This is a genomic window from Allobosea eneae (genome assembly GCF_042657265.1).
Taxonomy (GTDB): Bacteria; Pseudomonadota; Alphaproteobacteria; order Rhizobiales; family Beijerinckiaceae; genus Allobosea; species Allobosea eneae.
Genome location: NZ_JBHSLW010000034.1, coordinates 66,851 through 84,339 on the forward strand (window position 1 = coordinate 66,851; position 17,489 = coordinate 84,339).

The 17,489-nt window shown below is 66.9% G+C and carries 16 protein-coding genes; 5 read left to right on the top strand and 11 right to left on the bottom strand.

The window, feature by feature from the left end; translation table 11 throughout:
- Window positions 1-24 precede the first annotated feature (24 nt).
- The 4 genes from ACFPOB_RS20020 to ACFPOB_RS20035 all read right to left on the bottom strand — a co-directional run bounded on the left by ACFPOB_RS20020 (window position 25) and on the right by ACFPOB_RS20035 (window position 4,343).
- Complete coding sequence (locus ACFPOB_RS20020; protein ID WP_377800146.1) at window positions 25-1,164, bottom strand: ABC transporter substrate-binding protein; 1,140 nt, start codon at window positions 1,162-1,164, stop codon at window positions 25-27.
- 153 nt (window positions 1,165-1,317) lie between these two features.
- Complete coding sequence (locus tag ACFPOB_RS20025) at window positions 1,318-1,869, bottom strand: 3-hydroxyanthranilate 3,4-dioxygenase (RefSeq protein WP_377800147.1); 552 nt, start codon at window positions 1,867-1,869, stop codon at window positions 1,318-1,320.
- Between the two features lie 32 nt (window positions 1,870-1,901).
- A complete protein-coding gene (locus ACFPOB_RS20030) occupies window positions 1,902-2,882 on the bottom strand; it encodes a dihydrodipicolinate synthase family protein (protein ID WP_377800148.1) in 981 nt (326 codons plus the stop codon).
- A gap of 27 nt (window positions 2,883-2,909) precedes the next feature.
- The gene (locus ACFPOB_RS20035; protein WP_377800150.1) at window positions 2,910-4,343 is read right to left on the bottom strand and encodes an NAD-dependent succinate-semialdehyde dehydrogenase; all 1,434 of its coding nucleotides are present in this window, start codon (window positions 4,341-4,343) and stop codon (window positions 2,910-2,912) included.
- Between the two features lie 116 nt (window positions 4,344-4,459).
- Between ACFPOB_RS20035 and ACFPOB_RS20040 the strand changes: the two genes are divergently transcribed.
- Entirely contained in the window at window positions 4,460-5,368 is a 909-nt protein-coding gene (locus tag ACFPOB_RS20040) for a LysR family transcriptional regulator (RefSeq protein WP_377800151.1), read from the top strand.
- Window positions 5,369-5,415: 47 nt separating this feature from the next.
- Here ACFPOB_RS20040 and ACFPOB_RS20045 read toward each other — a convergent pair whose 3' ends face one another.
- From ACFPOB_RS20045 to mdlC, 7 genes are all read right to left on the bottom strand, one after another.
- Window positions 5,416-5,550, bottom strand: coding sequence for a hypothetical protein (locus ACFPOB_RS20045; RefSeq protein ID WP_377800152.1), 135 nt, complete (start codon window positions 5,548-5,550; stop codon window positions 5,416-5,418).
- 195 nt (window positions 5,551-5,745) lie between these two features.
- Window positions 5,746-6,807, bottom strand: a complete 1,062-nt coding sequence (locus tag ACFPOB_RS20050) for a TRAP transporter substrate-binding protein (protein WP_377800153.1) — start codon at window positions 6,805-6,807, stop codon at window positions 5,746-5,748.
- Window positions 6,808-6,865: 58 nt separating this feature from the next.
- A complete protein-coding gene (locus ACFPOB_RS20055) occupies window positions 6,866-8,200 on the bottom strand; it encodes a TRAP transporter large permease (protein WP_377800154.1) in 1,335 nt (444 codons plus the stop codon).
- Window positions 8,197-8,745, bottom strand: a complete 549-nt coding sequence (locus ACFPOB_RS20060; protein WP_377800156.1) for a TRAP transporter small permease — start codon at window positions 8,743-8,745, stop codon at window positions 8,197-8,199. Before ACFPOB_RS20060 ends, ACFPOB_RS20055 begins: the two co-directional genes overlap by 4 nt.
- A gap of 189 nt (window positions 8,746-8,934) precedes the next feature.
- Entirely contained in the window at window positions 8,935-9,858 is a 924-nt protein-coding gene (locus ACFPOB_RS20065; RefSeq protein ID WP_377800157.1) for a ketopantoate reductase family protein, read from the bottom strand.
- A gap of 8 nt (window positions 9,859-9,866) precedes the next feature.
- Window positions 9,867-11,321: an aldehyde dehydrogenase gene (locus ACFPOB_RS20070; RefSeq protein ID WP_377800159.1), complete on the bottom strand. Its 1,455-nt coding sequence runs from the start codon at window positions 11,319-11,321 to the stop codon at window positions 9,867-9,869.
- 17 nt (window positions 11,322-11,338) lie between these two features.
- Complete coding sequence (gene mdlC / locus ACFPOB_RS20075) at window positions 11,339-12,952, bottom strand: benzoylformate decarboxylase (RefSeq protein ID WP_377800161.1); 1,614 nt, start codon at window positions 12,950-12,952, stop codon at window positions 11,339-11,341.
- A gap of 79 nt (window positions 12,953-13,031) precedes the next feature.
- Between mdlC and ACFPOB_RS20080 the strand changes: the two genes are divergently transcribed.
- The 4 genes from ACFPOB_RS20080 (at window position 13,032) to ACFPOB_RS20095 (ending at window position 17,480) form a co-directional block, all read left to right on the top strand.
- A complete protein-coding gene (locus tag ACFPOB_RS20080; protein ID WP_377800163.1) occupies window positions 13,032-13,970 on the top strand; it encodes a LysR family transcriptional regulator in 939 nt (312 codons plus the stop codon).
- 342 nt (window positions 13,971-14,312) lie between these two features.
- Window positions 14,313-15,227, top strand: coding sequence for a LysR family transcriptional regulator (locus ACFPOB_RS20085; protein ID WP_377800164.1), 915 nt, complete (start codon window positions 14,313-14,315; stop codon window positions 15,225-15,227).
- A gap of 214 nt (window positions 15,228-15,441) precedes the next feature.
- Entirely contained in the window at window positions 15,442-15,912 is a 471-nt protein-coding gene (locus tag ACFPOB_RS20090) for an NAD(P)H-dependent oxidoreductase subunit E (RefSeq protein ID WP_377800167.1), read from the top strand.
- Window positions 15,909-17,480, top strand: a complete 1,572-nt coding sequence (locus ACFPOB_RS20095) for a formate dehydrogenase beta subunit (RefSeq protein WP_377800170.1) — start codon at window positions 15,909-15,911, stop codon at window positions 17,478-17,480. The genes ACFPOB_RS20090 and ACFPOB_RS20095 overlap by 4 nt, the downstream gene beginning before the upstream one ends.
- The last annotated feature ends 9 nt before the right edge of the window (window positions 17,481-17,489 follow it).

Consider the following 17,489-nt stretch of genomic DNA (forward strand, 5'->3'; position numbering starts at 1 on the left):
TCGATGCGGGAGCTTATCGGCGATTCAGAGCTTGCAATCCTTGGCGTAGGCGTCGCTGTGATTGCTCAGCACCTTGCCCGAGGTCTTCAGCACCGGCGTGCCGTCCGCGCCTTTCTTGACCTTGAGCGCGTACCAGTCCTGGACCGGGTGCTGGTTCGGGCCGAACTTGAAGGCGCCGCGGACCGACTGGAAATCGGCCTTGGCGAGCGCCTTGCGCAGCGCCGGGACATCGGCCTTGCCGCCGGTCGCCTTCAGCGCCGAGGCGATGGCGAGGGCGGTGTCATAGCCCTGGCTGGCGTAATAGGTCGGCACGCGGTTGTAGGCCTTGGTGAAGGCCTCGACGAAGGCCTTGTTCGCGGCGTTGTCGAAGTCGGTGTTCCAGTGCGCGGTGACGCTGAGCCCGAGCGCCGCGTCGCCGACGGCCTTCAGCGTGGTCGCGTCGAGCGAGGGCTCGGCCAGCACCATCGGGGTTTTGCCGAGCAGGCCGGCCTGCTGGTACTGGCGCAGGAAGGCGATCCCGAGCCCGCCCGGATGGAACTGGAATACGACGTCGGGATTGGCCGAGCGGATCTGCGCCATCTCCGGCGCGAAATCGGTCTGGTCGAGGCGTGTATAGACCTCGCCGACGATCTCGCCCTTGAACAGGCGCTTGAAGCCGGCGAGCGCATCCTTGCCGGCCTGATAGTTCGGCGCGAGAATAAAGGCCTTCTTGTAGCCGAGATTGGTGGCGTGCTGGCCGGCGCTCTCATGCAGGCTGTCGTTCTGCCAGGAGACGACGAAATAGTTCTCGTTGCACTCCTTGCCGGCGAAGTTCGACGGCGCCGCATTGGGGCTGACATAGAGCGCCCCGGCATCGACGATATCAGGCACGGTCGCGCCGGCGACGTTCGAGAAGACGATACCGGTCATGATCCTGATGCCGTCGGTCTTCAGCATCTTCTCGGCGATCTGCTTGCCCTGACCGGGCTTCAGCGCGTCGTCCTCGACCACGAGCTCGACCGGCGCGCCGCCGAGCTTGCCGCCGTTCATGTCGATGGCGAGCTTGAACGCGTCGCGGATGTCCTGGCCGAGATAGCCGCCCGGCCCCGACAACGTCGTGACCATGCCGATCTTGACCGGCGCCTGCTGGGCCAACGCCGGCATGGCGACGGCGGCGGCCAGCATCAAACCCAGGTATCCTGATTTACGGTGCTGCATGGTTCCCCTCCTCCGATCATTCGCGTCGGATTGTCAGAAATTATTTTAAGCTTAAAGCAATTTCCAGTTGGCGCGCAAGAGCTGCGAAGTGGCCGGACGAACCGGCACCTTCGTCGTCGCTCAGAGCGCGACCCAGCCGGCCGGCGGCTTGCGGCCGGGGTGGACGGCGCCGCACTGCTTGCAGGTGCGGGCCTTCTCGTCGGCGAAGAAGGCTTCGTAGAGCGGCGGCAGGTCCTTCACGAGATCGCCGACCTTGAGCTCGATGCGATGCACCAGGCCGTTGCACTCGAAGCAGTACCATTCGAAGCCGTCGACCTGGTCGGCGTGGCGCGCCGGCTCGACCACGAGCCCGATCGAGCCCTCCTGCGGGCGCTGCGGCGAGTGGCGCACATGCGGCGGCAGCAGGAAGACGTCGCCCTCGCGAATGATCACCTCGTAGTGCTCGCCGTTGTCGACCAGTTTGAGCATCATGTCGCCCTTGAGCTGGTAGAAGAACTCCTCCACCGGGTCGTCATGGTAGTCGGCGCGCTGGTTCGGCCCGCCGACGACCATCACGGTCATCTGGCCGTCGTCGAACACCTTCTTGTTGCCGACCGGCGGCTTCAGCAGGTGCTCGTTCTCCGCGATCCACTTCTTCAAATTGAAGGCCTTCAGCCGTCCTTCGCTCGCCATATCCGTCTCTCCCGTCGTTCAAGCCTTGAATCTCAGCCAGCCTTGGCCAGCGGTGCACCGGCACGCTGCAGCCCGCAGCTTTCGAAGGCGGCGCGCGTCGCCGCCTTCTCGGCCTCGGTCAGCTCCAGCAGCGGCGCGCGCACGCGCCCGCCGACCTGGCCGAGCAGTTCCTGCCAGTACTTCTGATGCGCATGCGGCTTCTCGGCCGGCCGCGTCGTGCGCAGGGCCTCACGCACCGGGTTCAGGCTGTCGCGGATGGCATGGGCCTTCTCGACCTCGCCGGCGAAGGCGAGGTCGGTGTACTCGCGCATGCGCCGGTCGGCTGCCGTCTGGATCAGATAGGGCGGCGAGGAGCAGAGATAGACCTGCCAGCCGAGCTCGACGATGTTGTCGAGCCATTCCTCCTCGGAGGCGGTGCTGACCAGGATGCGGTCGCCGGCGAGCCGGGTGAGCTCGGCATACATGGCGCGCGGCACGCTGTACTTGATCGCGACGACGTTCTCGATGTCGGCGAGCCGGTTGCAGAGCTGCGGGCTCATCAGATAGCCGGAGTCCGGATGGCTCCAGAGCGCGATGCCGATATCGACCTGTTCGGCGATCGTCCGGTAGTACTCGTAGAGCGTCTCGTCCTGCGCCTTGAAGAAGTGCAGCAACGGCGCATGCACGACGATGTAGTCGGCGCCGACCTTCTGGGCGTGCCTGGCCAGATCGATGACAACGTCCATGTTCTGATCGGAGCAGGACATGATCGTCTGGCCGCGCCCGGCCGTAGCCTCGACGGCGAGCTCGAAGCTGCGCTTGCGCTCCTCAACCGACATCGCGAAGAACTCGCCCTGCTTGCCGGCGATGAACAGGCCGTCGATGCCGAGATCCTCCGTCCAGTGCCGGATATTCTCGCGGAAGCCGTCCTCGTCGATGGCAAGCGAGGAGGTGAACGGCGTCAGCGCCGCCGCCCAGATGCCCTTCATATTGGCGCGGGTGTAGGCCTTCGCGTCCTTCCTGGTGTATTTCATGTAGGCTGCCTCCCTGTCGCTCGCCGGTCAGATCGCCATGCGGTGCGAGACGGTCTTGATGGTCGTGTAGTGCGAGAGCCCTTCGGCGCCGCCCTCGCGGCCATAGCCGCTGTCCTTGACGCCGCCGAACGGCACCTCGGCGACGGAGGCCTCCAGCGTGTTGATCGAGACGTTGCCGGCTTCGATCTCGTCGGCGAGACGGTCGGCCCGGCTGGCGGAATGGGTGAAGGCGTAGGCGGCGAGGCCGAAGGGTAGGCCGTTCGCTTTGGCGATCGCGTCGTCCAGGGTCGAGACCGGGTTGATCACCGCGAGCGGTCCGAACGGCTCTTCACGCATGACCCTTGCATCGTCGGGCACATCGGCGAGCACGGTCACCGGGAAGAAATAGCCGCGATTGCCGATGCGCTCGCCACCGGCGAGAACGCGCGCACCCTTGGCCCTGGCGTCGGCGACCAGCGCCTCCATCGCCTCGATGCGGCGATGATTGGCGACGGGGCCCATCTGCGTTGCGGCATCGAGGCCGTTGCCGACCAAGACCGAGCGCGCCTTCTCGGCGAAGGTCCGGGCGAAGGCATCAAAGATCGGCTCCTGCACGAAGAAGCGCGTCGGCGAGGTGCAGACCTGGCCGGCATTGCGCGACTTGCGGATGGCCGAGGCCGTCGCCGCCGCGACCGGGTCGACATCGTCGCAGACGATCACCGGGGCATGGCCGCCGAGCTCCATCAGCACGGGCTTCATATGGTCGGCGGCGATGCGGGTCAGGTGCTTGCCGACCGCGGTCGAGCCGGTGAAAGCGATCAGCCGGGTCTGCTCCTGCGGGATCAGATAGGAGGAGATCTCGGCCGGCACGCCGAAGACGAGGTTGAACACGCCCGGCGGCAGGCCGGCATCGTGCAAGGCGCGGGCGATGTGGAGCGCGCCCGCCGGGGTCTCCTCGGCCGCCTTCAGGATGATCGAGCAGCCCGCCGCGAGCGCGCCGGCGATCTTGCGCGCCGGCTGGCTCATCGGGAAATTCCACGGCGAGAAGGCTGCGACCATGCCGATCGGCTGGTGCATCACGACATATTTGATGCCGGGCTCGCTCGGGATCACCCGGCCGTAGGTACGCTGCCCTTCCGCCGCGTCCCATTCGAAGAATTCGCAGCCGCGGATCACCTCGAGCTGCGCCTGGGCGAAGGGCTTGCCGTGCTCGAGCGTGATCGCATGCGCGATCTCGTCGATGCGGGCCCGCATCAGCGCGGCGGCCTTGAGCATGATCTCGCCACGGACGCGCGGCGAGGTCCGGCTCCAGACCTTGAAGCCCTCCTTGGCCGCCGCCAGCGCATCGTCGAGATCGGCGCGCGTCGCCACAGGGACTGCGCCGATCACACTCTCATCGGCCGGGTTGAGCACCGGCAGGCTGTCGGAGGTCTTGCGCCAGGCGCCACCGATATAGAGCTTGAGATCGGGATAGGCGGTCATGGAAAGCCTCGAACGGAGCGGCCAGCGCCGCGATGTCGAGGCATGATGGCTCCAACCAGAGCCATACGGAATTCAGCTTATTTGTCTGAATTCAGATGATATGCTTATAAATTGACATGGCAGTCACGCTCCGGCAGATCCAGGCCTTCCTCGCCGTCGCCGAGCTCGGCACCTTCACCAAAGCGGCGGAGCGGCTGCACATGGCGCAGCCGGCGCTGTCGCAATTGGTGCGCGAACTGGAGCACGAACTCGGCATCCGCCTGTTCGACCGCACCACGCGCCGGGTCGAACTGACCGAGGGCGGCCGCGATTTCCAGGGCGCATCGGCCAAGATCGTCCACGATCTCGACCTTGCCATCCAGAACGCCAACGATCTCGCTGAACGCCGGCGCGGCCGGATCACCGTTGCCGCCCCGCCCTTGCTGGCGGCGGCGATCCTGCCCGAGGCGATCGCGGAGATGCGCGAGCGCTTTCCCGGCGTGCAGGTTGCGGTGCTCGATGCGCGCACCGACACAATCGTTGAGGCGGTCCGGACCAGCCGGGCCGATTGCGGGCTCGGAACCTTCGCCGCCGTCGAGGACGGCATCGAGCGCATCCCGATGGCACGCGACAATCTGATGCTGTTCTGCAGTCCCGGCAGCCGTTTTGCCGATGCCACCGTCGACTGGCGAGAGCTGCAGGGTGAGCCGCTGATTGCGCTGACCCGCGACAGCGGCATCCGGCTGCTGGTCGAGGTTGCCTATGAGACCGTCGGCATCCCGCTCGTGCCGGCTTATGAGGTGTCGCAGATCACCACGGCTCTGGCCTTGGTCGAGGCACGTCTCGGCGTTGCCGTGCTTCCGACTTATGCGCGGGCGGCGGCGCCGCAGCGCAGGGTTCTCGCCAGGCCATTGTCGAACCCGACGATCGCGCGCGATATCGTGCTGATCAGGCCCGGCGGCCGCTCCGTATCGCCGGCGCTGGCGACGTTCGAAGCGATCCTGCGTCGCTATGCGCGTCGCCTCGCGCCAGCCGATGTCGACTGAGCGCAGAGCTACAGTTTCGACCGGGAAATGGTAACGCGCAGGCCGCCTTAGGCCCGGTTCTCCAGAGCGATCGAGCCGTCATGAGCCTCGTGCGACGGGGCGGCGCCCCGGCGCCGATTGTTCTGGCCGGCTTTCCGCTGCGCTCCCCCGATGGCGACCTGCAGCGCGTCCTGCTTGAGCATACCTGCATCAAGCCGCAGGTCGAGACCGTGTTGAGACAGGGCTCCCTCGTCGCTTACCGCGTCAGTTGGGCAGCTCGCATAAGATGATCGACGTCACATGCGTCGACCATCGCTGCGTCGGCAGCCGCCGTTACGAGCAGCCAAGGGACCAGGCCGGCCCCGGCTAGGGCGATAGCCGGGGAGCGATATCGGCCCTCACTTGCCATATTGCTGGATCAGAGCGCGAGCCTCCGCGAGCAGCTTCTTGCCGTCCGCGCCCTTCGCGCCGACCTCCTTGACCCACTCCTCCTCGACCGCGGCGGTGGCCTCGACCCAGCGCTTGTACTCGTCCTGCGGCAGGTCGTAGAAGATGCCGCCGAGATCGGCCGCCTGCTTCTTGTAGGTCTCGACCACCGCGTCGAAGCCGGTCTCGCCGGCCCAGGCCGAGGTCTCCGGCCCGCTATTGGCGTCGATCACCTTCTTCAGATCGGCCGGCAGGGCGTCGTATTTCGCCTGGTTCATGCCGAACAGGAAGATCGTGTTCGAGATGCGCGGCGCTCCCGCCGGCACGTTGAGATGGTATTTGGCGATCTCGGCGAGCTTGATCGACGGTGAGCCCTCCCACGGCACGGCCGCGCCGTCGACGACGCCCTTGGCGAGCGATTCCGGCACGGCCGGCAGCGGCATCTGCACCGGCGTCGCGCCGAGCGCCGCGAGCATCTTCGAATTGGCGCGGGTCGCGGCGCGGATCTTCAGGCCTTTCATCTCGGCGAGGGTCTTGGGCTGCTTGCTGGTGAAGTGGAAGAGCGCGCCGTCATGCACATGCATGAACAGCGGTTTCACGCCCTTGTATTCGTCCTGCGCGTTCTTCTGGGCGTAGTCCCAGAAGGCGCGGCTGCCGGCCTTGGCGGTCACCACCATCCAGGGCAATTCGAAGACCTCGGACTTGACGAAGCGCCCGGCCGCGTAGGTCGGCACGGTCCAGATCACGTCGACGACGCCGTCGCGCACCTGGTCGAAGAGCTGCGCCGGCGTGCCGCCGAGCTGCATCGCCGGATAGATCTGGCATTTCAGCTTGTCGCCGGACTCCTTGTTGATCTTGTCGCACCAGGGCTGGATCAGCTTGACCTGCGCGCTCGAGGTCGAGGGCAGGAAATGATGGACGCGCAGGATGACCTGCTGCGCCGCCGCCTGCGAGATGCCGGCGAAACTCGCCAGCCCGCCGAGGACGAGACCGGCGCAGAGCCGGTTGAGGATGGATGTCTGCTGCTTGCTCATGCTGCACCTCCCTGTGCGTTTTCTGCCTGTGCGTTTGCTTGTTGATCGAGTGATTGCCTCAGAGCGCGCCGAATGCCTTGACCAGGACGAGCGAGATCGAGGGGAAGGCGACGAGGAAAACGATGCGGACGAGATCCGAGGCCAGGAAGGGCATTACGCCCTTGAAGGTCTCGACCAGCGGCACGTCCTTGGCGAGGCGGTTGATGATGTAGACGTTCATCCCGACCGGCGGATGCACCAGGCCGATCTCGACCACCATCAGCGCCAGGATGCCGAACCAGATCGACTTGTCCTCGACCGACATGCCGTAGAAATCGAGCCCGACGATCATCGGATAGAAGATCGGGATCGTCAGCAGGATCATCGCCAGCGAGTCCATGACGCAGCCGAGCAGGATGTAGATCAGCAGGATCATCGCCAGCACGAAGAGCGGAGCGAGACCGCTCTGCTTGACCCAGTTCGCGAGCTCGGCCGGCATCTGCGACAGCGCGAGCGCCGTGTTCAGCATGTCGGCGCCGAGCAGGACGAGCAGGATCATCGCCGTCGCCTGCGCCGTGCCGAGCGCGCTGTCGATCAGGCCGCGCCAGCGCATGCCGCCGCTGATCACCGCGATCGCCCCGCAGGCTGCAGCCCCGATCGCCGCCGCCTCGGTCGGCGTCGCCCAGCCGCCATAGATGCCGACGATGACGAGCACGAAGACGAGGATCACCGGAAACACGCCGGCCAGGACCTTGAGCCGCTCCGGCCAGGGCACGCGCGGGCCGGCCGGACCGGCCTCCGGATTGCGCCTGACGATGAGCTGCACCACGAACATGTAGCCGAACATCGCGATCAGCCCGGGCAGGACGGCGGCCATGAACAGCTTGCCGATCGATTCCTGGGTCAGGATCGCGTAGATCACCAGCGGCACCGAGGGCGGGATCATGATCCCGAGCGTGCCGCCGGCGGCGAGCGCGCCGGTGGCGAGGCTGCCCGAATAGCGATAGCGGCGCAGCTCCGGCAGGGCGACCTGGCCCATCGTCGCCGCGGTCGCGAGCGAGGAACCGCAGATCGCGCCGAAGCCGGCGCAGGCGCCGATCGCCGCCATGGCGACGCCGCCGCGGCGATGGCCGATGAAGGCGCTGACACAGCGGAACAAGCTCGCCGACAGGCCGCCATGGGTGGCGAACTGGCCCATCAGCAGGAAGAGCGGGATGACCGTCAGGTCGTAATTCGACAGGCGGGCATAGGGTATGGATTTCAGGATGTTGAGCCAGGGCGTCCAGTTGCCGCCCATCAGGTAGATGTAGCCGCCGGAGCCCGCGACGAACATCGCGATGCCGATCGGCACGCGAACCGCCATCAGCGCGAGCAGGCAGGCGAAGATCGTAAAGCCGACCGAGATCCCGCTCATCGACGGGCCTCCCCGCGGCGCATCGCTTCCTGAGCATGGCGTGCGGCCATGTAGAAGCCTGCCAGGGCCAGCATCGCAAAGCCCGGCACCATCGCGATCTGCGCCCACCAGACGGGGATGTCGAGGATTGCGGAGGTCTCGCCGGATTCCTGCGTGCCGATCGCGCCGACATAGACGCGCCAGGTCAGCACGGCTCCGACCAGTCCGACCAGCAGCGAGCCGAAGGCGTCGAGCAGGTGATTGACCCAGGGCGGGGCAGCGGCGGTGAAGAAGTCGACCTTCACGTCGCCATGGTTGAGATGGCAAAACGCGAAGAAAGCGGCGGAGGCCGCGGCCGCGATCATCTGCAGGAGCTCGACATCGCCGGGAACGGGAGCCGACAGCAGCTTGCGGCCGACGATCGAGACGATCGACATCACGACGAGGCCGACGAACAGCAGTCCGCCGATGATCGCCAGCAGCTTCGAGGTCGCCAGCAGCACGCGCCCGGACGGCCCGAAAACAACTGGATCATTGGCCGGCACGCCCGGCACGGCTTCCTGCATTTGACCGTCTCCCCTTGTCTTAGGCGCGCTTGTTTCCGCGCGTTCGCTCGTCAGGCGGTCCGTTCCTCATCGGCTCGCCTTGCAGCCCTGCGATGTTCGCCGTGAAAACTAATTCACATGTTAAATAATATGCAACCACAAAGTCGCGAGAGCGCATGGGCCGGTCCGCCGAGGTCGTCTCGGACATCATCACGCGCCCTCCTCCGCCATTTTCACCAGGGCGTAGAGGGCTTCGGTTCGGGCAGCCGCGATACCGTGCCGCCGGGCGGCGAGAACCACGGCGCCGTTCAGCGTCTCGACCTCGGTGGCGCGCCCCGCCAGCAGATCCTGCAACATCGAAGGCTTGTGCCCGCCATGGTGATCGAGTGCGTGATCGATCGTCGCATGGGTGCGCTGGGGCGAGACCATCAGCCCTTCTGCCTGCGCGACGGCGAGGGCCTCGCTGGCGATGGCATGGGCGAGTTGTCGCCCATCAGCATCGGCGCCAAGCGCTCCGACCGTGCGCCGCGTCACCGCGCACAGGCTGTTCAGCGCGACATTGAAGGCCACTTTTTCCCAAATTGCGACGACCGCATCGGGGTCGACCGCGCAAGGCACCCCAGCCGCATCCAGCGCCGATGCCAGCGCAGCGAGCGCCGCATCTTCGCTGCCATCGACCATGACCACGCGGGTCTTGCTCTGCCCATGCGAATGTACCTCGCCGGGCGCGACGAGGTCGGCCGGGACGGTGGTCATGCCGATCGCGATGCGCGAGACATCGGCGAAATCCGCGAGCTTCTCGGCATTGCCAAGCCCGTTCTGCAGGCTGAGCAGGCGGGTCTGCGATCCGATCAGATGCCGTGCCGAATCGAGCGCGCCTTGCGTATGCATCGCCTTGGTGAAGACGATGAGCCAATCAGGACGCGTCGTCGCCTCCTCCGGCCGCATGATCGGGATCGCGACCCGCCGCTCGCCGGCATCGTCACGGATCAGCAGGCCATGCTCGCGCACCGTCGCGATCTGGACCGGGTTGACGTCGAGCAGTTCGACCTCATGACCTGCTTCGGCCAGGAGCCCGCCGAACAGCGAGCCCATCGCGCCGGCGCCAAGAATGGAGATGCGCAGGACGCTCATCGCCGCGACTAGAACGGATAGTGACGCGGCGTGGTCTGCAGCGTCAGCCAGCGCAGTTCGGTGAAGGCCTCGATGCCGGCGCGACCGCCAAAGCGGCCATAGCCGCTGTTCTTGACGCCGCCGAACGGCATCTGCGCCTCGTCATGCACGGTCGGGCCGTTGACATGGCAGATGCCGGATTCGATCCGCGAAGCAACACGCCAGCCGCGCGCCGTGTCGCCGGTGAAGACGGCGGCCGAGAGCCCATAGGGATTGTCGTTGGCGCAGGCGATCGCCGCCTCCTCGCCATCGACGCGCACGATCGCCTTGACCGGGCCGAAGCTCTCCTCGCCATAGATCCGCATCCCCGGCGTGACATGGTCGAGCAGCGTCGCCGGGAACAAGGTCGTCTCCGACTTGCCGCCGCAGACCAGCGTCGCACCCTTGGCGAGCGCGTCGTCGATCAGGGCGTTGCAGCGCTGAGTCGCCTTCATGTCGACGACCGAGCCGAGCACCACCGGCCCCTTGCGGGGATCGCCGAGGGGGAGGCTCGTTGCTTTCGCGGCGAGACGCGCAACGAAATCGTCGGCGATCTTGCTATCGACCACGATGCGCTCGGTCGACATGCAGATCTGGCCGGAATTGGCGAAGGCGCCGAAGGCGATGCCAGCGACCGCGGCGTCGAGATCGGCATCGTCGAGAACGAGTGCCGGCGCCTTGCCGCCGAGTTCCAGCACCACCGGCTTCAGATGCTCGGCGCAGAGTTTTGCGATGATGCGCCCGACATGGGTCGAGCCGGTGAAGTTGACGCGCCTGACCGCAGGGTGCGCCACCATCGCCGCGACGACCTGGGCGGCATCCTCAGGCGCATTGGTAACGAAGTTGACGACGCCCTCGGGCAGTCCCGCTTCCTGCAGCGCCGCAATGATCAGCCCATGCGTGCGCGGGCAGAGCTCCGAGCCCTTCAGCACGACGGTGTTGCCGCAGGCGAGCGGCACCGCGACGGCGCGCGTCGCGAGGATGACCGGTGCGTTCCATGGCGCCATGCCGAGCACGACGCCGGCCGGCTGGCGCACCGCCATAGCGAGGCTGCCCGGCACGTTGGAGGGGATGACCTCGCCGCTGATCTGCGTCGTCAGCGCGGCGGCCTCGATCAGCATGTCGGCGGCGAGATGGACATTGAAGCCGGCCCAGATGGCGGAGGCGCCGGTCTCGGCCGACATCGCGGCAGTGAAATCGGCGGCGCGGGCTTCCAGCGCATGCGCACCCTTGACCAAGAGTTCGCGACGCTTCGCGGGGGACGTCTGCGACCAGCCCGGGAAGGCACGCGCGGCGGCATCGACCGCAGCGCGCGCATCGTCCGGCGTCGCCGCAGCGGCGCGGCTGGCGACCGAGCCGTCGAGCGGGTTGCGGCGCTCGAAGACGCGCCCGCCCGTCGCTGCGACCGCCTTGCCGTCGATCAGAAGGTTGATGGTCTCGGTCATCTCTCGATCCTCGAAGCTCAGGCGATCACGATGTCGATCAGGTTCGGGCCGGGCGCAGCGAAGGCGGCGCGCAGGCGCGGGGCGAGGTCTTCCGGGCGCTCGACCCGCTCGCCCGGCACGCCCTGCCCACCGGCCAATTGGGCGAAATCGAGGCCCGGCAATTCGGTTCCGGCCGGCTTGTCGTTCGGCGCGTAACCGAAGACCGGCGCGAAATCCTGAAGCGCCGCATAGCGACGGTTGTTGAGGATCAGGAAGGTCATCGGCAGGTCGAGCTGCGCGGCGCTGTAGAGCGCCTGGATCGAATAGAGGCTGGAACCGTCGCCGATCAGCGCGATCACCCGTCCGGGCAGCTTCATCCGCCGGCGTGCCAGGGCGATGCCGACCGCCGCGGGCATGCTGTGGCCGAGACCGCCGCTCGCCATTGTGTAGAAACTGTCGGCGCCGTTCATCGGCAGATAGGTCTGGATGGTCGAGCGGGTGCTCGGCGCCTCCTCGACCACGACGTCGTCGGCATGACGCTCCCGGTCGATCACCGAGAGCGCATAGGCGGCCGACATCGGCACGCCGGGCGAAGGCACCGGCGGGACGGGGCGGGACAGTGCCGCTTCGCGCCCGCTACCGGGAGCACTCGCGTTGAGCAGCGCGCGCGCACCGAGGTCCAGGCTGGCGATGACGCTGTCGCCGACCGGCGCCCAGGCAGCCTGCTGCGGATCGTCGACGATCTGGGCGAGCTGCGCGCCCGGTGGGACATGCGGGCCGTTGCCCTCGACATGATAGGTGAAGGCGGGCGCGCCGAGCACAAGGATGAAGTCGTGCGGAGCGAGGCGCTCGACGATCTTCTCGCGCATCGCCGGCAGGAAGCCGCAGAATTGGGGATGGCGCTCGGGAAACCCGCAGCGCGCGCACATTGGCGGGACATAGACCGAGGCTTGATGGCGCTCGGCGAGCGCGACGACATCGGCGACGGCCAAATCGCGGGCGACGCCGGCGCCGACGACGAAGGCCGGCCGCTTGCTGGCGTTGAGACGTTCGGCGATTGCGGCGATCGCATCGGGAGCCGGCGCAAGCGCCTGGCTGACGCGGCGCGGGACGACGAACTCACCCGGCTGGTCCCAGTCATCGGCCGGGATCGAGATGAAGACCGGGCCGCGCGGCGGCTGCATCGCGATGTGATAGGCCCGCGCCAGAGCGAGCGGCAGGTCGGCGCCGCGCGCCGGCTCGATCGCCCATTTGACATAAGGCTTCGGCAACTCGGTCGCCTGCACCGAAGCGAGGAAGGGGTCGAAGGGCAGGATCGAGCGGGCCTGCTGGCCGGCGGTGATCAGGAGCGGCGTCTGGTTCTTGAACGCCGTGAAGATGTTGCCCATGGCATGGCCGACGCCGGCGGCCGAGTGCAGGTTGACCAGCGCCGCATTGCGCGTCGCCTGGGCATAGCCGTCGGCCATCCCGACCACGACCGCTTCCTGCAGGCCGAGCACATAATGGAAATCCTCGGGGTATTCGCGGAACATCGGCAGTTCGGTCGAGCCGGGATTGCCGAAGACCGTATCGATCTTGAGCTGGCGCAGCAGGTCGAGCACGGCGTCGCGGACGCTCGGGCAAGAAAGGGAGGATGTTCTGTCGGCTGGCATGCGCGTCCCTCGGATCGCAGGCACTGTGGCGGCACACTGGCCATTGCTCAATTAGATGAAGCGACTAAGTCTTATTCGCATGGCGAATATCGATTCGATCGACCTGAACCTGCTGAGGCTGTTCGACGCGGTGTACCGCACCCGCAATGTCAGCCGCGCCGCCGAGGAGCTCGGCCTGTCGCAACCGGCGACGAGCCAGGCGCTGACGCGCCTGCGGCTGCTGTTGCGCGATCCGCTGTTCGAGCGCGTGGCGGGCGGCGTCAGGCCGACTGCCCGCTCCGAGCGTCTCGCGCATTCGGTGCAGGCGGGGCTGGCCCTGTTGGAAGCCGGCCTCAACGAAGGCGAGCGTTTCGACCCTGCCACGACGGAGGCCGAGCTGCGCCTGCATCTCAGCGATATCGGCGAAGGCCGCTTCCTGCCGCCGCTGATGACCACGTTCCGCGAGATCGCGCCGAACCTGCGCATTGTCGCACGCGCCTGGCCGCATGAGGCGATTTCCGAGGCGCTGGACAACGGCCAGCTGCATTTCGCGCTCGGCTTCCTGCCGACGGTGGGAGGCACAGCCCATGCGGAGATGCTGAGCGATCGCTATCAGGTCTTCGTCCGCGCCGACCACCCGGTGACACGCCAGGCCGTCGATGGCGCCTTGAGCGCTGAAGCCATCGCAAAGCTCGATTTCGTCGCCGTGCGCTCGCATGCCCAGACGCAGCGGATGCTGGAGATGCTGCATCTCGACCCGCGCATCCGGCTGGTCGTCTCCAGCTTCATGGCGCTGCCGCCGATCATCCGCGCCACAGATCTTGCCGTGCTGATGCCGCGCCAGATCGGTCTTCATCTCGAGCCGATCGGCGCCTTTGCTCTGCTCGAGCCGGCTTTGCCACAGCGCGATTTCAGCGTCGCCCTGCACTGGAGCCGGCGCCACGCCCAGAACGCGATGCTCGGCTGGGCGCGCGCGATCATCCTCGACCTGTTTCGTCGCCCTCATCGGCCCGGCATTGCAAAGGCCGCGGATCGATAGCGACGCCGCCAGGCCCTGTGCTGCGACAGAAAGCTCATGACCGGCAGACTCAAATCTGGAGCCGGCTTCCGCCTCCGCTCCAACAATCAAGCAGCGAGACCGGCTCCCCAGCGCGTCCGGATTCGTCGATCGCCAGGCACAGCGCGACGGCGTTGCACTGGTGTGCTGCCGCACCATAACCGAGTGTTGAAAGGCTTTTCGGGAAGGGGTCGCCCTGGCGGCCCCTTCTGCTGCGCCTATCGGAACCGTCCAGAATCTGGGAACACTGGCCGAAGCGCGCCACATGAATTGGGAACTGGGCCGGAGCTGGCGCCTTGTGACGGAAACGCTTGAGATGTGGTCATGATCATCCGCCAGCTCGTCTATCTCGACGCGCTCGCCCGCGAGAAGCATTTCCGCAAGGCGGCCGAGGCCTGCCATGTCTCGCAGCCGACGCTCTCGGCCGCGATCGTCCAGCTCGAGGAGGAGCTCGGCGTATTGATCGTGGAACGCGGCCGGCGCTTCCAGGGGCTGACCCGGGAAGGCGAGGTCGTGCTCGCCCACGCAAGGCGCATGCTGGCCGAAGCCGACCAGATGAAAGGCGCCATCGCCGAGCTACGCGACGGTGTCAGCGGCAAGATCAGGCTCGGCGCCGTGCCGACCGCGCTGCCGATGATCGCGCATATCACCGCGCCGTTCTCGGCACGGTATCCGGGCGCCTCGCTCACCGTGCTGTCGCTGACTTCGACCGAGATCCAGGACGGCATCGACAATTTCGAGCTCGATGTCGGCCTGACCTATCTCGACAACGAGCCGCTCGAACGCGTCGTCTCCAAGCCGATCTATCAGGAAGCCTATGTGCTGCTGACGCGCGAGGACGGCCCGCTCGGCGGACACGAGACGATCACCTGGGCCGAGGCGGCCGCGCTGAAGCTCTGCCTGCTCACCGCCGACATGCAGAACCGGCGCATCATCGACGGCATTTTCCGCTCGGTCGGGCATGCGCCCAAGCCGGCGATCGAGACCAATTCGATCTTCAACCTCTGCTCTCATGCCGGCATTCAGGGCGTCTCCAGCATCGTCTCTTCGCAATTGCTCGAGTTCTTCGGCGTACCGCTCGGCACCAAGGCCTTGCCGCTGGTCGAGCCCGACGCGAAGCGTACGATCGGCTTGATCATGGCCGACCGCCACCCGGCCGCGCCGCTCGCCCGCAACCTGCTGATGATGTCCGGCACCATGGCGGATGCCAGCCTGCCACGGCGCCCAATCGTTAAATAGCTCGCAGCTATCGAAGCTGATGGAATGCCATCGATCTTCCTGCCCATCAGCCAGGGCTCTCGCCGCACCACACGATGCCAGGGAGCGGTTCGCGGATTTTTGATAGATAGTGCCTATCGCATAGTCGGAACAATCGATTTGAAATCATCCTAAACTTCGCCATCCTCTCTCGAAACGCGCAGGCCGGGCGAACGGCCCGCTTGGAGGAGGGGCGATGGTCCACTATCCAGCCTGGGATCAGGACGAGGCGCGCTCGATCGTGTCGGGCCTGTCGCATCTCGAAGGAGCCACTCTGCCGATCCTGCATGCGCTGCAGGAGGAGTTCGGCTATGTCGATCCGCAGGCCGTGCCGCTGATCGCCGAGGCGCTCAATCTGTCGCGTGCCGACGTGCACGGCACCATCTCCTTCTATCACGACTTCCGCACCACCCCACCGCCACGCAAGATCGTCAAGCTCTGCCGGGCCGAGGCCTGCCAGGCGCTGGGTTGCGAGGCGGTCGTCGACGAACTGGCGCGCGAGCACGGCATCGTCGTCGATGAGCATGGCGGGCCTGAGAAGGCCGCGGTCGAGACGGTCTATTGCCTGGGCAATTGCGCGCTCGGTCCTTCCGCTCTGGTCGAGGGCGAACTGCTCGGCCGCGTCGATGCCGACCGCATCGTAGCCCTGTGCGGAGCGCGGCAATGAGCAAGGCGATCCGCATCTTCGTCCCGATCGACGCCGCCGCCCTCTCGGTCGGCGCGGAAGGCGTGGCGCAGGCCATCGCCAGGGAAGCGCAGGCGCGCGGCCTCGCCGTCGAGATCATCCGGAACGGCTCGCGCGGCATGCTCTGGCTCGAGCCGATGGTCGAGGTCGAGACGGCAGAAGGGCGCATCGCCTACGGCCCGGTCGCCGTTCGCGATATCGCTGCGCTGTTCGAAGCCGGCTTCCAGACCGGCGGCGCGCACGAGCTGAGGCTCGGCCAGGTCGACGCGCTCGACTGGCTGAAGCGTCAGCAGCGCCTGACCTTCGAGCGCGTCGGCGTCACCGACCCGCTCTCGCTCGCCGACTATAGCGCCCATGACGGGCTGAAGGGCCTGGAGAAGGCGCTTTCGCTCACCGGCGCCGAGATCGTCGAGGAAGTCCGGGAGTCCGGTTTGCGCGGCCGCGGCGGCGCCGGCTTCCCGACCGGGATCAAGTGGAAGACCGTCCACGACGCCAGCGCGACACAGAAATACATCGTCTGCAATGCCGACGAGGGCGACAGCGGCACCTTCGCCGATCGGATGCTGATGGAGGGCGACCCCTTCCTGTTGATCGAGGGCATGACGATCGCCGCGATCGCCGTCGGCGCGACCAAGGGCTACATCTATCTGCGCTCGGAATACCCGCACGCCCACAAGGCGCTGCAGCGGGCGATCCTGAAGGCGCGCAATGCCGGCCTGCTCGGCGCCTCCGTGCTCGGCTCGGGCAAGGCCTTCGAGCTCGAGGTCCGGTTAGGGGCCGGTGCCTATATCTGCGGCGAGGAGACCTCGCTGCTGGAGAGCCTGGAAGGCAAGCGCGCCATCGTCCGGGCGAAGCCGCCGATCCCGGCTCTGCAGGGCCTGTTCGGCAAGCCGACCATCGTCAACAACGTGCTCTCCTTCGCCGCCGTGCCCTGGATCCTGGCCCATGGCGCCAAGGCCTATGCCGATTACGGCATGGGTCGCTCGCGCGGCACGCTGCCGGTCCAGCTCGGCGGCAACATCAAGCGTGGCGGGTTGATCGAGCTCGCCTTCGGCATCTCGCTGCGCGAGATCATCGAGGATCTGGGCGGCGGCACGCTGTCGGGCCGGCCGATCCGGGCCGTGCAGGTCGGCGGTCCCCTCGGCGCCTATCTCACGGCAAAGCAGCTCGACACGCCGATGGATTACGAGGCGCTGGCCGGCATCAAGGCGATGCTCGGCCATGGCGGCATCGTCGTCTTCGACGATAGCGTCGACATGGCCAAGCAGGCGCGCTTCGCCTTCGAGTTCTGCGCCAAGGAGAGCTGCGGCAAGTGCACGCCCTGCCGCATCGGCGCGACGCGCGGCGTCGAGCTGGTCGACAAGATCATCGCAGGCACCGAGCGGCCGAAGAACCTCGCCGTGCTGCGCGATCTCAACAAGCTGATGACCGACGCCTCGCTCTGCGCCATGGGGGGCCTGACCCCCATGCCGGTGATGAGCGCGCTCAACCATTTCTTCGAGGATTTCGACCGTCCGCCGGCCGAGCGCCTGCCGCTGGCGGCCGAGTGAGGAGGCATC